General features: G+C 62.2%; 8 protein-coding genes. 4 read left to right on the forward strand and 4 right to left on the reverse strand.

Going from position 1 to position 15,824, the window contains the following annotated elements:
* Positions 1 to 63: 63 nt before the first annotated feature.
* The 4 genes from tpiA (at position 64) to DL240_RS13860 (ending at position 8,088) form a co-directional block, all read left to right on the forward strand.
* Complete coding sequence (gene tpiA / locus DL240_RS13845; RefSeq protein ID WP_111730500.1) at positions 64 to 834, forward strand: triose-phosphate isomerase; 771 nt, start codon at positions 64 to 66, stop codon at positions 832 to 834.
* A gap of 195 nt (positions 835 to 1,029) precedes the next feature.
* Entirely contained in the window at positions 1,030 to 1,761 is a 732-nt protein-coding gene (locus DL240_RS13850; RefSeq protein WP_111730501.1) for a DUF4241 domain-containing protein, read from the forward strand.
* Positions 1,762 to 2,163: 402 nt separating this feature from the next.
* On the forward strand, positions 2,164 to 4,500 hold the full coding sequence (locus DL240_RS13855; protein WP_111730502.1) for a TonB-dependent receptor: 2,337 nt from the start codon (positions 2,164 to 2,166) through the stop codon (positions 4,498 to 4,500).
* Positions 4,501 to 4,647: 147 nt separating this feature from the next.
* A complete protein-coding gene (locus tag DL240_RS13860; RefSeq protein ID WP_111730503.1) occupies positions 4,648 to 8,088 on the forward strand; it encodes a hypothetical protein in 3,441 nt (1,146 codons plus the stop codon).
* 279 nt (positions 8,089 to 8,367) lie between these two features.
* Here the strand turns inward: DL240_RS13860 and DL240_RS13865 are convergent, their stop codons facing one another.
* From DL240_RS13865 to DL240_RS13880, 4 genes are all read right to left on the reverse strand, one after another.
* Entirely contained in the window at positions 8,368 to 9,294 is a 927-nt protein-coding gene (locus tag DL240_RS13865; protein ID WP_111730504.1) for a hypothetical protein, read from the reverse strand.
* 254 nt (positions 9,295 to 9,548) lie between these two features.
* Complete coding sequence (locus DL240_RS13870) at positions 9,549 to 12,605, reverse strand: efflux RND transporter permease subunit (protein WP_111730505.1); 3,057 nt, start codon at positions 12,603 to 12,605, stop codon at positions 9,549 to 9,551.
* A gap of 10 nt (positions 12,606 to 12,615) precedes the next feature.
* The gene (locus DL240_RS13875; protein ID WP_158542571.1) at positions 12,616 to 14,169 is read right to left on the reverse strand and encodes an efflux RND transporter periplasmic adaptor subunit; all 1,554 of its coding nucleotides are present in this window, start codon (positions 14,167 to 14,169) and stop codon (positions 12,616 to 12,618) included.
* A 290-nt stretch (positions 14,170 to 14,459) separates the two neighbouring features.
* On the reverse strand, positions 14,460 to 15,755 hold the full coding sequence (locus tag DL240_RS13880) for a TolC family protein (protein ID WP_158542572.1): 1,296 nt from the start codon (positions 15,753 to 15,755) through the stop codon (positions 14,460 to 14,462).
* Positions 15,756 to 15,824 lie beyond the last annotated feature (69 nt).

The raw sequence follows: 15,824 nt of genomic DNA on the forward strand, positions 1-15,824 counted from the left end.
CATGAACCTTCGAGCGCGCAGGTCCGATCTTGGACCGGGCGATCGATTTCCCCGGGAGCTCCCATGCGCACCCCTATTGTCGCTGGAAACTGGAAAATGAACCTTGGCCGCCGCGAAGCTCTGGAGCTGGGACGAGCGATTGCCGAGGGGGCTCCCACCCAGGGGGTGACCGCGATTGTGGCGCCTGTGGCGCTGCATCTGGCAGCGCTTGGCGAGGCGCTGGCTTCGGCGCCGGTGCTCCTGGCCAGCCAAAATGCGCACTGGGCCGAGTCGGGAGCGTACACCGGTGAGTTGGCCGGGCCGATGTTGCGAGAAGTCGGCGTACGTTATGTGATCCTGGGGCATAGTGAGCGGCGCCAGTATTTTGGGGAGAGCGACGAGGGGGTCAACCGTAAGACCCGAGCGATGTTGGCTCAGGGGCTGCGCCCCATTGTGTGTTTTGGGGAGTCGCTGGAAGAGCGTGAAGCCGGGCAGACACAGGCCAAGGTCGAGTTTCAGGTACGTGCGGCGCTGGCGGGGGTGGGCGCCGAAGACGCGAAGGATGTCGTACTGGCCTACGAGCCGATCTGGGCCATTGGTACCGGTAAGACGGCCTCGCCAGAGCAGGCTCAAGAGGTGCACGGATTTTTGCGGGGTGTGCTCGAAGATCTTTATGACCGGGCCACGGCGCAGGCGATGCCAATTCTCTACGGCGGGAGTGTTAAGCCCTCTAATTTTGCCGAGCTTATCGGTCAGCCCGATATTGATGGCGGTCTGGTGGGTGGGGCGAGCCTGAAGGCGGAGAGCTTTTTGGAGCTCTGCCGGATTGCGGTACAGCAGGGCCCGAAGGGCTGAGCGCGCTCTCGGGAAGCGTCTGCCGAGGCCTGAGAAGCGCCGATTTCGGTGTTTTTTAGCCTCCTTCGATCGAAATGAACGCCTGTAGCGATTCGTTTCGTAAAGGCAACGTGCATTGCGGCTTCGACAGCATGCAGTGCACAGGCGACGGCGTCGCGAAGAAGCGGCGCACGCTCTCTTACCGATGGCACTCCCATGCGCTTTCACGCTTTTCGCGACTTTGAAGACGGCACCATCATCGATGGGCTGGGCTTCGATATTGTGGTCCATCGCCGTTCGGTGGGTTCGATTAACCTACCCTCGGGCCAGCTGATCGCCTGCGATCCGCTGCATGCGCTCGATACCGAGCCCTTTGCTCTGGAGCTGACCCCGGGACGTTATCCGGTCCACCTGTTGGTGGCGGAGCTTCGCGACGAGCGGCGCAATGCGTACGCGGTGGTGCGCGTCGGCGAGGGGCCGGTGCGGCGCTGGGAATCCGCGGAGTTAAGTCTTTCTGCAGCCAATCACGACCAGGCGCGGCCCTCGCTCCTGGATACGATTGATGAAGACCCGGGTTACCCGGTCGACTCGTCATTAGGGTGTTTTACCGATGCCAGGACGGCCAGCGCGCTGATCGACTATCAGCAGATCGTGATGCCCGAAGATAATGATTTTGAGCGTCTGCTTCTGGCCCGGTTGCGTAAGCGCCGGCGTGGCGGTCCCGGGTTCGGTTCCCTGGATTTACGCCGTGATCTGAAACTGCCGATGCCCGAGGGGCTCAATCTCATCGCGTTTGATACCGGGTTTGGTCCCGGGCATTACGTGACGTACGTGGGATTGGACGAGGAGGGGGAGGTGGTCAGCGTGGTGACCGACTTTCAGGTCCTGGATCTGCGCTTCCCTTCGTTTCCGCTGCCGAAAATGTCCTCGTTCAACGAGTTTGAGTGAGCCCCGGATCAGGGGTCTTGCTCCGGATGAGCCTTTGTTTACAAGGGTAATACGCATCCGGGGGTGGCACATCCAGGCTGTGGCACATCCGGGGGTGGGACATTTCTCAGGCTGTGGCACATCCAGGCTGTGGCACATCCGGGGGTGGGACATTTCTCAGGCTGTGGCACATCCAGGCTGTGGCACATCCGGGGGTGGGACATTTCTCTTCCGGGGGATGAAGAAGCAGGCCCGGATATGTAAGAAGTGAGATGCCTCGTGAGTGATGGTTTTGAAATTGACAATCAAAACCATAAACGACTTGCGGGATGCGCTGCGTGTGATAGCCCTTTGGCGTTAGGTCAGTTGTGATGTGCTTTTTTGAACCTTTGATGATGTGAGTTCTGCTGTAGAGGTGTGTAGATGGCGGTCTTCAGAAGCATGTTTCCTCGCTGTGTGATGGTCACGTTGCTGGCAGCGCCGGGTGTGGCGAGTGCCGAAAGCGTGCCGGAGGGCGAAGACGTCGTTGCGACGTCTCCAGAAGAGGGGCTGACATCTGAGGATGAGCAGCGGGGCTCGGAGGCTTCGGGCGAGGTTGAGACGATCGCGAGTGTGACGGTCAGTGGGCGCCGGGCGCAGCCGGAGTTTGAGGCGGAGCGCAGCGTGTCGGTGATCGACGAGGCAGAGCTGGCCGCGCGTCAGTCGGTTTCGCTGGGGGAGGCGCTTAGTGAGGAGCCCGGGGTGAGTCTTCAGGCCACTACCCGGGGCTCGGAGACGGTGTATGTGCGCGGGCTGGTGGGGCCGGAGAACCTGATTTTGGTCGACGGCGTGCGTTTTAATCAGTCCACTTTTCGTACCGGTCCCAACCAGTATCTGGCCACGCTTTCTCCGGGGGCGTTGGCGCGGGTGGAGCTGTTGCGCGGTCCGGGGAGCGTCCTCTACGGAAGCGGGGCGATGGGCGGGGTCATTGAGCTGCAGCCGGAGGCGATTCCTACGCAGGGGAGCGATATCCGTGTCACGCTCCGAGGGCGCACCGCCGATCTGGGGCGAGGATTCGATCTGCGCGGCGGGTGGGGGACTTCAAAGGTGGGTGCGATGGCCGGGGCGACGATGATGTCGCACGATCGGCTCTCGGTTGGTTCGCGTGGCGGCGAGGGGATCTTCCTGGCGGCGGAGTCCGAGGGGGAGATGCTGGCCAGCGATTATGAGCAGAGATTTTATCAGGGGGGGATGCGTCTTGCAGATGAGGCGGGGAAGACCGAGCTGGAATTGCGCTATTTGCATGGCGCAATTGAGGGCGCCAAGCGCACTGACCAGCTCGGGCTTGGGCAGATGCGGGAGATCGATAACAGCGATGACCTGGTCTGGGCGACGTTCCGGCGCGACGAGTTGGGGCCGCTCTCGGAGCTTGAGGTCTTTGGCGCGTATCACCGTACGGATGAGCAGACGGCGCGGGTGAAGTGTACGTTTGGCGACGATGTTCCACCCTCGGATGAGCTGTTGCGGCGCTGTGCTTCGCTGGATGACTCGCTTATCGGGAGTCGCCGGCGGTTGCGGGATACCGTGCAAACCTTTGGCGGAGGCTTTCGGGTGGAGCTTTTTCCTGCCGAGAGGTTACGGGTGCTCGCCGGCGGGGAAGGCTACTTCGATGCGGTGGCATCTCGCCGAGAAGATGCGGCCGGTGGGGGCGGCGAGTTTGTGCTGGCTGCCCGGGGGAACTTCGCCGATGGCTCGACGTACTCCACGTTGGGGGGCTATGCCCATGGGGAGTTTAGCCTGTGGTCGGACGGAGCGCGGGAGCTGGTGGCCAACGGTGGCGCGCGCGTCGAGCATGCCCGGGCCTTTGCTCCCGGGGTCAACGCGACGCTGGGCGATGTGAGTTTTGCCAATACCGGGGTGGTGGGGCAGCTGGGGCTGAATCTGCTGGTCGGTCAGCGATACAACATCTACGCCAACTGGAGTCAGGGGTTTCGTTCGCCGAACCTTCAGGAGACGACGGTCCTGGGAGATACCGGGAACTTCTTTGAGGTTCCCAATGATGAGCTGGGGCCGGAGCGCAGCGATACGTTTGAGGTGGGGTTAAAGAGTCGCCTGCCCTACCTGGGGCAGCTTCGCGCCGGAGTGTTTGCGAGTCTTATCAGCGATCGCATCACCGGGGTCGACGGAACCTACCAGGGGCAAAGTGAGGTTGATGGCAAGCAGGTGCGGGTGCGGGTCAATGCTGACCAGGCCTATTATTACGGGCTGGAAGCAGGTCTGCGCAGTGAGGCGTTCTTTGGGGTGTCACTCTACGGAAACCTGGCGTTGATCGATGGGGCTGTGGAGGCTTCAGAACCTGATGCGAGTTTTGAGGGGGGACCTTTGCACGGGCTCTTTGCCGGCGATCGAGACTGGACCACGCCCCGGCGCCTGCCGCCGATGCAGTACCTGGTCGGGCTGAGTTACAGCCCGCTGCCCGAGGTGCAGGCGGCGCTTTTTGTGCAGGGCGCCGGGGCTCAGGAGCGTCTCTCCAGTGGTGACCGCCGCGATTACCGGATCTGCGAGGTGGCTCCGGGACAACTCGCCGCGGAGGTGGGGCAGGAGTGCGGGGGGACGCCCGGGTGGGCCACGCTGAACTTGCGCGCGAGCTATCGCCCGCTTCCCCTGCTGGAGTTGGATCTGGCTCTGACAAATTTGAGCGATGAGCGCTACCAGCATCATGGGTCGGGGATGCTCGGTGCGGGGCGTCAGGCGTTGCTCAGCGCGACGCTCGGATTCTGAATTTAGCGGCTCCGCGACAGCCGTCTCACCCCTGTGCCAGCAGGCCGAAGAGGTGCCAGCCGTGCTTGCCGACCTGACTCGGCGCGCATAGGATGGGGCCTCGAGAGGCACCGCTGCGATGGCTTTGTGCAGAGTGGGAGAGAGGGGTTGGATTTGGGACGGCAGGACAAGGTGATCGACCGGCTGGTCGACGAGGGCTGGGTTGAGCCGGAGCTTCGAAGCGTTCTGCGTCGGGAGTTTGGGGCGGATGCCGCCAGTGCGCTCCTGTCTCGTTCTGCGCTGAGCGAAACGGTGTTGCTCGAGAGCCTGTCGTTGCATTTTGGGCTGCCACCGGCGGGTTATGGCGAGGGGCTCTTTATTGAGCGCGAACTTCTGGGGGAGTTGGGCGAAGACCTGGTGCGCGAGTACGAGTTGGTGCCGGTGCGTCGTCGTATGGGGGAAGGGGCTGATGTGTTGGTGGTCGAACCGCTGAACGCGATGGCCCGCGGGATTGTTGAAGCGCGTCTGGGGGGCCAGCTGCGCGAGTACGTCTGGCCGCGGATGCGTTTTCTTCAGGCTCGACATGTTTTCCTGGGGGATGAACTCCCAGAGTTTGCCGCGAACTATCTTCGGGAGCACCCCGTTCCCATGGGGTATGCAACGTCGGGTGATCAGCCGGAACTCTACGAGCTGCTTAAAACCTCGGTCAGTCTGCGGGCGGACCAGTGGGAGGCGCAGGAGGTGCAGGACTTTTTTGAGTCTTGCTTCGATCGTGACGCACTTCTCAAGGCGCTTCTGGGGTTAGCGGGTGGGCAGTTGACCAAGCGTCTGATCGTGGTGGTGGGGAAGAGCGGGGTTCAGCCCTATTTTCAGGAAGATTGGCCGGAGCTCGATGCCTCACTCAACGATGTGAGTGTGTTGCGCGCGCGACGCACTCAGGCTGTCGTGGATAGTACCTTGCTGGAGCGAGAGGCGCTGCTCACGGGGGATGCTGACGCACTGGAACTGGGGCCGCTTTATGAGGTTCTGGGGGCGAATGCGCCCCCTCTATTGGCGATGATTCCGGTGCGAATCGGAGGTCGGGCGGCGATGGCGCTTGTGGGAGCTCCCTTTGATGCACAGTCCGGGGTGCGGCTTGATGTGCTGGAGGAGACCGGTTCATTTGATGGGCTGGTTGAAGCGGCGAGCCAGGTCGGGAAGCAACTCGAAGAGTTGATTCGGCGAGCCAAGGTCGGGCTTCTGCCGCCCCCGGCCGAACGTATTCCAACGCTGCCATCTCCTCATCGGACGTTGGGGCTGGGCTATGAAGAGTCGCTCGTCGAGATGCAGATCGCCAGTCGGCAACGCGAACGTCATCGTTGGGAGATCGTCGATATCAGCCAGGTGATTGAGGAGGCTTCCCAGCCCTGGGAGGAGCCTTCTGAAGCACGGAAGGAGGAGGTTGATGTCGCACCCTCGGAAGGTTTGGAGGGTCATGAAAGTGGCGTTGATGTCGCACCCTCGGAAGGTTTGGAGGGTCATGAAAGTGGCGTTGATGTCGCACCCCGGGAGTTGAGTATTTCGCAGGAATCTTCGCGGACGGATGCGTTGGTGGAGCTTCCTCCCTTTCCGGCTCCTTCGGAGGTCTCGGAGCCTCTCTCCGGTCGGGCGTCTTTAGAGAACACTGCAAATTTTTCGCCGGCAGCGTTTAGTGCGGAGTCAGATTCCCCTGGTCGTGAGGAAAGCCTCTCTTTTGGAGCAGTGAGTTCCGGAAGTGAGGATGAAAGTGATGACGAGCCATCGCTTACGCAGAACTTCTCTCCGGCGTCTTTTTCTGATGCACGAGGCGACGCTAGATCCACGGCGCTTTCGCCAGATCCGGCCGCTACTTTTTTTGGAATGCCAGCGCTTTCTCCGCAGGAAAGTTTCTCCGGGGAGGATGTCTCGGAGCCCGTGGCCGCTGAAGGCAGGGCTGATCAGGGATGGAACGATATCTTAAATGAGGTCTCAGAGGAGCAGGCCTCGTTGGAGGGAGAGCGCGGTGCGCGGCTCTCTGGAGGGGAGGACAAGAAACAGGAGGTCTTTGCGAGTGAGAGAAGCGAAGGGGAGGGAGCAGTTGAGCTGGAAGCCTTCGAAGAGAGCAACGCAGTAGCTTCCGAGGGTGGGACATGTGTGAAGGCCGAGAGGGGCAAGGGGGAAGCGTTGGAGTCGGCAAGGCCGGCACCCACGGCCGAACTTCATCCTGTTCCAGGGGAGGGCGTCGAGAAGAGTGCGTCGGTCTTTGGGGCAACCGGAGGAGGGACAGGGATTCGGGGGTTGAATATTCCTGCGGATGCTTCCGGAGTTCCGAAAGCACAGATTTTTCGTCGGCCGCGGCGTCGCCAGGAGGTTGGAGTCGGGCGCTCAGATGTGATTCGGGAGGAGGAGTCGCAGGTCACGGAGTTGGGGGACTCGGCCACAGGGCATACCTTCCTGGGAGTTGGAGAAGTGCGTTCGGTGCGGGTGGGGCCGCATTCTATCAGCGAGATCTCGGAGCCGGTGAGAGATGAGTTGTCCACCGGCGGTCGGGCAGTACAGGCTAAAGAGTGGCTCGCTGAGATGGAGCGCAGCGAGGCCGAGCAGGCTCAGCCACGAGAGACGCTGCGGATGAGTCCCGCCAGGCGTACACGAGGGGTTGGAGAGCTGCTTGAGCATATGGAGCGTGATGCGCTCGTGACGCCGCATTCGGTGCCGGTAGAGGCGCTCGAAGAGATTCTGGATTCGGGGCCGGTTGCGGTTGATATCAGTGAGAGTCTCTTAATGCTGGAGGCTCACGATCGCGATCTGGCATTTGCTGCTGCCGAGCATGTTGCGACTGCGGGGAGCTCTATGCTCTCACCGTTGGAAGAGCTCTTTCCGGGGCGAATCTTTGTCGACCGTTATCAGTACACCTCTCAGACGCTGCCGCCGGTCAGCGACCATGGTCCGGTGCTTGATGCGTTAGTGCGCCTGGGGCGGCCGGCGCTGCAGGTCGTGCGTAAGTATATCGCCCACCCGAGCTTGGAGCTGCGATTCTACGCAACTTACCTGCTCACCGAGTTGCCGGCAGATGATCTGCTTTACGAGTTGTTGGGGCGGCTCTTTGATCGCGATCTTCAGACGCGTCAGATCGCGCAGAGGGTGCTCTTTGTCTATCGCCATCATGGGGATTTCGAGAATCTGGTCATTGAGCCTCTGCGTCATGAACTCGCTCAGAACGGGGAAGATTTTCGCGTGGAGCAGGCTGCTGAGAATTTGCGAATGCTCAAGGACCTCCAGGCGATTCCACTCCTGGTTGATGCGTTAATACATCATGGCGGTCGGGTGCAGCGGCGGCTGCATCGGGCGCTGCGGGAAATTACGCTTCAGCCCCTTGGCCCCTCTCCCTCGGAGTGGCGTCGGTGGTGGTTTGATGCCCACGATACGCCGAGATGGCGCTGGCTGGTAGATGCGATGAACAGTCCGGATGAGGAGCTTCGGTGGCTGGCGTTCGATGAGATCGAAGAGCTGCCAGGACTGGACTTGAACTATCATCCGGAGCAGCCTTCCCGGCTGCGTGCCCGGGCTCAAAGTGAACTGGCGGAGTATTTTGTGCGTGGACGTCAGGGGTAGGACTTCGATCGTTAAGTTATCCGAGGGTGGGGCAAGCTCGGGAGAGGCTTCGAGCATATCATGAAGATGTTTGGGAAGGCGTTGGCCTGGTTGCGGTTCTCGTAGAGCATGGATCTTGGCCAAGAAGACGCAAGTTTGGCGAATAACGAGGGGAGAAAATGCTCGATGGTGCTGCTCAGGATGAGTCGAGTACGGAGGGGCACTGCCCGGCACGAAATGCAGTGCTGTAGGTTTGTTTTGAATCAGGGGGCGATGGAGGGACGTTAATGCCAGGAGATTTCAGACGCAGACGGAAACTGTTCCGGGCTCATCAGGGGCGGTCGGGCTGCATTGAATCGGGGTATGACATCGCAGCCAGAGCGTGCCACTGGGAAAAGTGCAGTTACCTTTACCGCGTTTCCAACGAGCGCGTGCGCGACGATAAGCATCCTGAAAGGTGCGCCAGCGCTTCTCGGCCCGGGCTTGTAGTTCAGGGGTGCTGGCGCAGAACCGTGGCGCTGAGAGTTGTTTTACCGCTGGCGACTTTGGACGCGAGGTGGGGCGGATCTTCTGAAGGGAAGTGGTTTTTTTGAAGCGGCGCTTCTGTTTACGCATCTCAGCCAAGAGTTCGGCAAGAGCGTCTTGTAGTAAGGCATTGAAGTGCGCTTTGACCTCGTCGAGGCTCATGTCTTCGTAGCCAGGGGGAGGCTGAGGTGTGAACTCGACGACCTCCTGGGAGCGGCGGCCGTAGAGTCCTTTGGGCTTTTCGATGCGCAGGGGATTGCCCCAGTGCTCCGGGAGAATCATGAACCCGGGATAGTGTTTGGGATGTTTCGCCAGGCCGGCACGGACCGGATTGAGCCATGTGTAGATAAGTTGGCGGGCATGGGCTTCTCGATCGAGGACCACCAGATCGTGATAGCCGCGGCTATCCCAGAGGTATCCACTCCGGTTGAGGTGGCGGTTACGAGCTTTGGCCACGCCAGCAATGGTGTCGCGCATAAACTGGCTGCGGGAGGCCTCGCGGTCGGTGGCGACGATATGGATGTGGTTGCCCATTGCGACGAAGCCGTGGAGGGCGATGTTGTGACGCTTTGCCGACCGTAGGAGTTCGTAGGCCATGATGGAGTTAAGAGTGTCATCGGGGCGAAGCAGGAACTGGCGCTCGTGGGTGCGCCGGCATAGCACGACGCGTTGTAACTTCAGATGGCGGCGAGGAAGAGTCATCGCAATGATCTCCGGCAAAAGAGATGTCAGATGTCCGCTCGACGTGTGAAGAAGCGGCCTGTGTACTTGTTATCGGAACATTGCCGGAGATGTTGCGGAGCGTTCGGGGAAAGTCGGGTGTGAGAAGGAGTCAGGATTTGGCGCCCAGGAGAGGGGGAGTTGCCGATGAACCTTGTTTTGTGCGGGTGATGTTCCACCCTCGGATGTGACGCGAAGGTGGGAATGCTCCACCTTCGGAAGGTGAAATTTTGGGATTATGAGCGTCGTGTTTGTGTGAAGATCACGTAGAGCACGGGTAGCACCACCAGGGTCGAGAGCGTGGAGGTTAGCACTCCGCCGATGACGACGGTGGCGAGCGGTCGCTGAACTTCGGCGCCGACGCCCGTACTCATGGCCATGGGTAGAAAGCCCAGTGCGGCTACCAGTCCTGTCATCAGGACCGGCCGCACCCGCATCAGTGCGGCCTGGCGGACAGCGTCAAGTGTGGGAATCCCCCGGGCAGTCAGTCCTCGGATGGTGGAAACCAGCACAATATCACCGAGTACGGCGATGCCCATCAGTGCCACAAAACCGACGGCGGCGGAGATGCTGAAGGGGAGGTCGCGCCCCCATAAAGCGACGACTCCTCCGACCGCAGCGAAGGGGACTCCGCTGAAGACTCGAAGCATGTCGCTAAAACGACCGTAGGTCAGGTAGAGAAGTGTGAGTACTAAAAGTAGTGTCAGCGGGATGAGGACGAACAGGCGACTTCTGGCACGCTCGTAGTTTTCAAATTGTCCGCTAAAGGTGACATGGTAGCCCGGGGGGGCGTCAAAGTGTTCGTCGACCGCCTTCCGGGCAGCGTGGACTACGGAGAGGACGTCGTCGGTCTGAAGTTCTGCCTGTATCAGTAGGCGGCGCTGGCCCCATTCACGGTTGAGCGAGGCCGGCGCCGGGCGTACAGAAACTCGGGCGACCTCTCCCAGCATCACCGGACCTTGAGGGCCGGTAAGCGGGAGTTCTTCCAGCAATTCGGGCTGTTGACGCAAGGGTTCATTGACTCGGAGCACCAGGGGAAGGCGCACTTCTCCCTCATAATACTCTCCCAGGGGGCGCCCGCCGATGAGTTCCACGGCGCGCAAGACCTCTCGGGCGCTGAGCCCGGCGCGTATGGCGCGTTCGTGATCGACGTTGATTTCGACCACATGCTGTCCCAGGAGCTGTTCGGTGCTCAGGCTGGCAATGCCTTTGACGCCAGCGAGTACCGCCATGAGTTCCTGGCCCTTATCGCGTAAGACCTCGAGGTCATCACCGAAGAGGCGGATGCCGAGTTCGCTGCGAAGTCCGGAGCTGAGCTCGTTGATGCGGAGTTCAATGGGCTGGGAGAGGGTGGTGCGTAGGCCGGGGACGTTTTCGAAGAAGGTGCGGAGCTCGTCAGTAAGCTCTTCTTGAGTGCTGACGCGGGTCCAACGCGACCGGGGGTGGAGCATGATGAAGATATCACTCACCTCCAGACCCATTGGATCGGTGGCAACTTCTCCGGTGCCAGTTCGGGTCCAGATGTGTTTGATTTCGTTTGGGAATTCTGACTTTAGGTGTGTTTCGAGGCGAGTGCCGTAGCGCAGCGTTTCGTTCAGGGATACGCCTGCCAGGCGGACGGTATTGGCGGTTATGGCGCGTTCTTCGAGCCGGGGGATAAAGCGCGCTCCCAGGGTTGTGGAGAGCGCTCCGGCGGCGATGAGACAGCCCAGTCCGATGGCAACCACCGGCCAGCGGTGACTCAGTGCCCGGTCGAGCACCGGGGTATAGAGTCGTTTGAGCTGGCGAGCAGCCCAGGGCTCGGGGCGCTGTCGTCGGGTTAAGAGGTAGCTGGCAAGTACCGGAGTCAGGGTCAGCGAGAGGAGCATGGAGCCCAGGAGCGCAAAGATCATGGTGAGCGCCATCGGGCGGAAGAGCGCACCTTCGACGCCCTCCAGCGCCAGGATCGGCAGGTATACGCTGGTGATGATGAGTTCGCCGAAGAGGGTCGGGCGGCGTACCTCGGCGGCCGCATCGCGTACCACCTCCAGCGGATCGGCATCGGTCGGGGCCTCGGCCAGGCGGCGTTCGGCGTTCTCAACCATGATGACGGAGCTGTCGACGAGCAGCCCGAAGTCGATTGCCCCCAGGCTCATCAGGCTGCCGGCCACTCCGAATTTGAGCATCAGGTTGAAGGCAAAGAGCATGGAGAGGGGAATGGCCAACGCCACAATTAGCCCGGCACGCAGGTTGCCCATGAGTACGAAGAGGATGGCAATGACCAGCAGTGCGCCTTCGAAGAGGTTGTTTCGCACCGTTTCGAGGATCTGATCGATGAGGTCGGTGCGATTGTAGACCACTCGAAGTTCAACATCCTCGGGGAGATCGGTCTGTATCTGGGAGAGGCGTGCTTCCAGATGTTGAGCGATGGCGCGGGTGTTTTGACCGGGCAGTGCAAAGACGAGCCCCATCACATGCTCGCCATTTCCAAAGGCCGTGAGCGCCCCGCGCCTCAGGGCGTGTCCACGCCGGATTTCGGCCACGTCGCCCAGGCGCAACATCGCAACGCCCTCCCCGGCCACCGGGAGTTCAGCAAGTGCTTTGAGCGAAGTCAGGCGGCCGCGCCCGTGCACGGTCATCGACTCGGAGGACTCCGTGATGAGTCCACCCCCGACGCTAAGGTGATTGTCGCGCAGCGCGTCTTCGATCTGTCCGAGGGTGCGACCACGAGCGCGTAGTTTGTGGGGATCGACGACGATCTCGATCTGTGGTTCGTGCCCGCCCCAGGTGTTAACTTCGGCCACGCCGGGGACGCTGAGCAGGCGCGGACGTATCTGGTAGTCATGGAGCACCCGGAGCTCTGCGAGCGAGCGTCCGGGGCTGACCAGTATATACTGAAAGATTTCGCCGAGACCGCTCGACATCGGTCCCAGGGAGGGGCGTGCGACTCCTTCGGGGAGCGTCACAGATGCCAGGCGTTCGGCGACGAGTTGGCGACTGGTGAGGAGGTCGGCGTCTTCCTCGAAGACGGCGGTGACCTGTGAGAATCCAAAGTTTGAGAGGGAGCGCACGTGAACGAGGCCCGGCATTCCGCTGATGCTCTGCTCTACGCGTCGGGTGACCTGAAGTTCGACTTCTTCGGCGGAGAGGCCTTCGGCGAGGGTGTTGACGTTGACCAGCGGGGGGGCCGTCTCGGGGAAGGCGTCAAAGGGAAGATCGCGCAGGGACACAAGTCCGAAGGCTATCGAAATCAACGTAAGCAGCAGGACCACCGGGCGGTGAGTCAGGCAGAGATCGATGAGTTTTTTTAGCATCGTTTGAGCCTCAGTGGGTGCAGCCCACGCCGATGTCTTCGGCGCGCAGCTCGGTCAGCAGGACGAAGGCACCGGTGGTGACCACGGGCTCACCCTCGGTGAGTTCACCGCGCACCCAGACCCAGTCGCGATTGGAGCGCAGGACTTCGATGGTGCGGGTCTGGTAGACGCCCGCCCCTTCGCGGACAAAGACCACTCGCTGCTCATTGAAGCGTTGAACGGCGCGGCGTGGCAGGCGGAGGGTGGTTTGGGGAGGGCCGGTCTCCAGGGTGGCGCGTGCAGCCTCCCCGTGGCGCAGCGGGAGTGCGGCCGGCTCAAGTTCCAGGCGAACTTTGAGAAGACCGGTGTTCGGATCGACGCGGCTGTCGATCTGGGTGACGTGTCCCTGGACCTGAACATCCGGGGCCTGTTCCAGGGATAACTGCGCGCGTTGTCCCAGGGTCACCAGGTGAGAGTGCATGCCGGGAACAAAGACCTCGGCCCACATCTGGCGGCGATCGGCGACGGTGAAGAGCGCCACATCCGCGCTGGCAACTCCTCCCAGGGTGGCGCGTCGCTCAATGACCTCGCCGGAGATCGGGGCTCGCAGGGTGAGCATTCCCTGCGAGTCCAGGGCGCCGCCCAGACGCCGGGACGCTTCGAGGGAGCGCACGCGAGCCCGGGCGAGTTCGACCTCGCGGCTGGCAAGGTCAACGTCGCGCTGGCCCTTGATGCCCTCGTCGCGGAGCGACTGCTGGCGTGCCAGATGTGCCCGGGCCACACGCAGAGTCTCGCGGGCGGCTCGTACCTCGGCCTGGTGGTCGGCAGCCTCGGCGCTCTCGAGTTTGAGGAGCGCCTGGCCTGCTTCCACCCGATCGCCGAGGTTGACCAGGACCTCGCGGATGAGCCCCTCTTGGAGGGTTCGCACCTCGGCCAGGCGGTCGGTGTTGTACATGATACGGGCCGGGGCGTGCGTTTCGCCGGTGCTTTGTTCGGCGCGGGCCGGTGAGGTTTCGACGCCGGCGAGTTCTTCGTGATCGGCGGTGTGCAACACGACTCCGGCGGTGGGTGCGGCGATCGGGTTGCAGAAGGGGCAGGCGGATTCGGGGAAGTCGTGCTCCGCGCACCAGTCACCCTGGCGTTTGAACCCGTCGATAAGTTCGGGGTTGCACTTTGTGCACATGGATTCGGGGATGTCGTGTCCGGCGCACCAGTCGCCGGGTTGCGCGGTCATCAGGTGGACGTCACCGGCGGTCGTCGTCGGTGTGTGTCGGTGGCCCGGCGTCTGGGAGGGGGGAGTGATGGGGTTGCAGAAGGGGCAGGCGGATTCGGGGAAGTCGTGCTCCGCGCACCAGTCACCCTGGCGTTTGAACCCGTCGATAAGTTCGGGGTTGCACTTCGTGCACATGGATTCGGGGATGTCGTGTCCGGCGCACCAGTCGTTGGGATTGGTGCGGAGAGGCGCCTCCGAGGGTGGAGCATGTTGTGCTTCCGAGGGTGGCGCATCGGGCGCATTTTCACAGGCGAAGGTGAGGGGAAGCGTCACCAGAATCGCGACGAACTTGAGAAAAGCGAGAGGATGCATAAGGCCTCCGATTTCTCCTGGAGGGGAGTGATGCCGGGAGATGCGTTGTGATGCTCGAATCAGGGGCGCTACCGGCACTGAGTGGGGTGCTTCATGAACGAGTTGCTCCAGCGAGTGAGGGGCATCGTGCACATCCGAGGGTGGGACACTTCCGAGTAAGGTAGAGGTGTCGTGCACATCCGAGGGTGGGACATTTCCGAGTAAGGTAGAGGTATCGTGCACATCCGAGGGTGGGACATTCCCCCTGTTTTTTGCGGGGAAGCGCGATGTTGAGGGGAGCTGGAGAGAGATTAAAGTCCGCATGATGCCTCCCGGGGAGATGAGGCCTGGGGCCAGGAGAATTCAAGCCATTCGAGCGCGTCGACGCTGGTGTGGAGCAGTTCACCGAGCAGGATCTGGCGCGCTTGTTCGGTCGCCAGAAACTCGTGTTCATGGAGAAGCAATGTGCTCAGGGGAAGAGCGCCGGTTCGGTAGGCGTCGGCGTAGCGCCGGCGAAGGGAGCGGTGACGAGGGAGCAGGTCTTGCTCAACGAGAGCGAGTTCATGGAGCAGCTCGCGGAGCAGCAGGGATAGTGCCTGCCCCCGGGAGCGCTGGCGTTCGAGCTCGAGCTTACGCGCACTCCGGGCGCGGGAGGCGGCCGCCTCCAGGGCGTCGGCCTCGGCTCGGCGCTGGGCGGTGGAGCCAAAAGCAAACCCCAGGCCCAGGTGGGCAGCGAGCGCCTCAGTGCCTTCGCGTTGCGCTCCCAGGCTGATGCGTAGACCTGGCCAGCGGCGGGCGCGAGTCACGTGAGCGCGTGCTTGTAGCTCCGCCAGATGTCTGGCGAGCAGGTCGGCGCGTAGAGAAGTGCCGTCTGATTGCTCCAGGGCCTCGGCAAGCTCTCGAAAGAACGTGCGTTTGGGGATCCTTACGCCGGGGAGTTCTGCCTCTTCGGTGGGTTGTAATGAGCTTTGCAGTTTTCGCGTGGCGGCCCGCGCGGTGGCTTCCAGGCCGGCGGCCTGTGCTTGGGAGCGTTCCTCGGCCAGCGAAGCGAGCTCCGCATCAAGCGCGCCCGCGTCTCCGGTGTGGGACTGGGCCCGGGCAGCGCTGGCGAGTTGGGCGTTCAGGGCGTGGCGTTCGCGGGCCTGTATGGCGCGCTCCTGGGCGAGTGCTGCGTGGACGTAGAGTCGGAGCGCGCGATGTACAAAGGCGGCGTTTTCGGCACGGTGTGCTTCGCGCGACAGGTGCAGGTGAGCCTTGGCGAGGGTTCGCCGCCGGCGACGATCGCCGGGGCGCCCCAGCTCCAGGCCGATCTCTGCTCCGATATCGAGCTCGGGGACGTTGGAGTCGGCGTTGCTTCGAAAGCGGGGACCGGAGTGCAGCGAGAGCTCCGGGGCGCCGCTTAGCAGCCGCTCGGCGGCGGCGACCTGGCCGCGGGCGGCATCTTCTGCGAAGCCCGCGTCATGGGTGGTTGAGGCGACGCAATGTGCGCGTTGGAGGATCTGAGAGAGTCCCGGCGTTGGGGGCTCTTGTGCGCGGGTCTGGCTCGGACACAAAGTTGCACCGGCCACCAACGCGCACGCGGCGATCGCCGCGAGTCGTAGGTGCATCATCAAGTCTCCGGGGGTGGAGCGCGCCACAGCTTGTGGCGGATCCGGCACCCCTCAGACGGCATACGA

Origin of the sequence: Lujinxingia litoralis, assembly GCF_003260125.1 — a bacterium.
In the GTDB taxonomy this organism is placed as follows: domain Bacteria; phylum Myxococcota_A; class Bradymonadia; order Bradymonadales; family Bradymonadaceae; genus Lujinxingia; species Lujinxingia litoralis.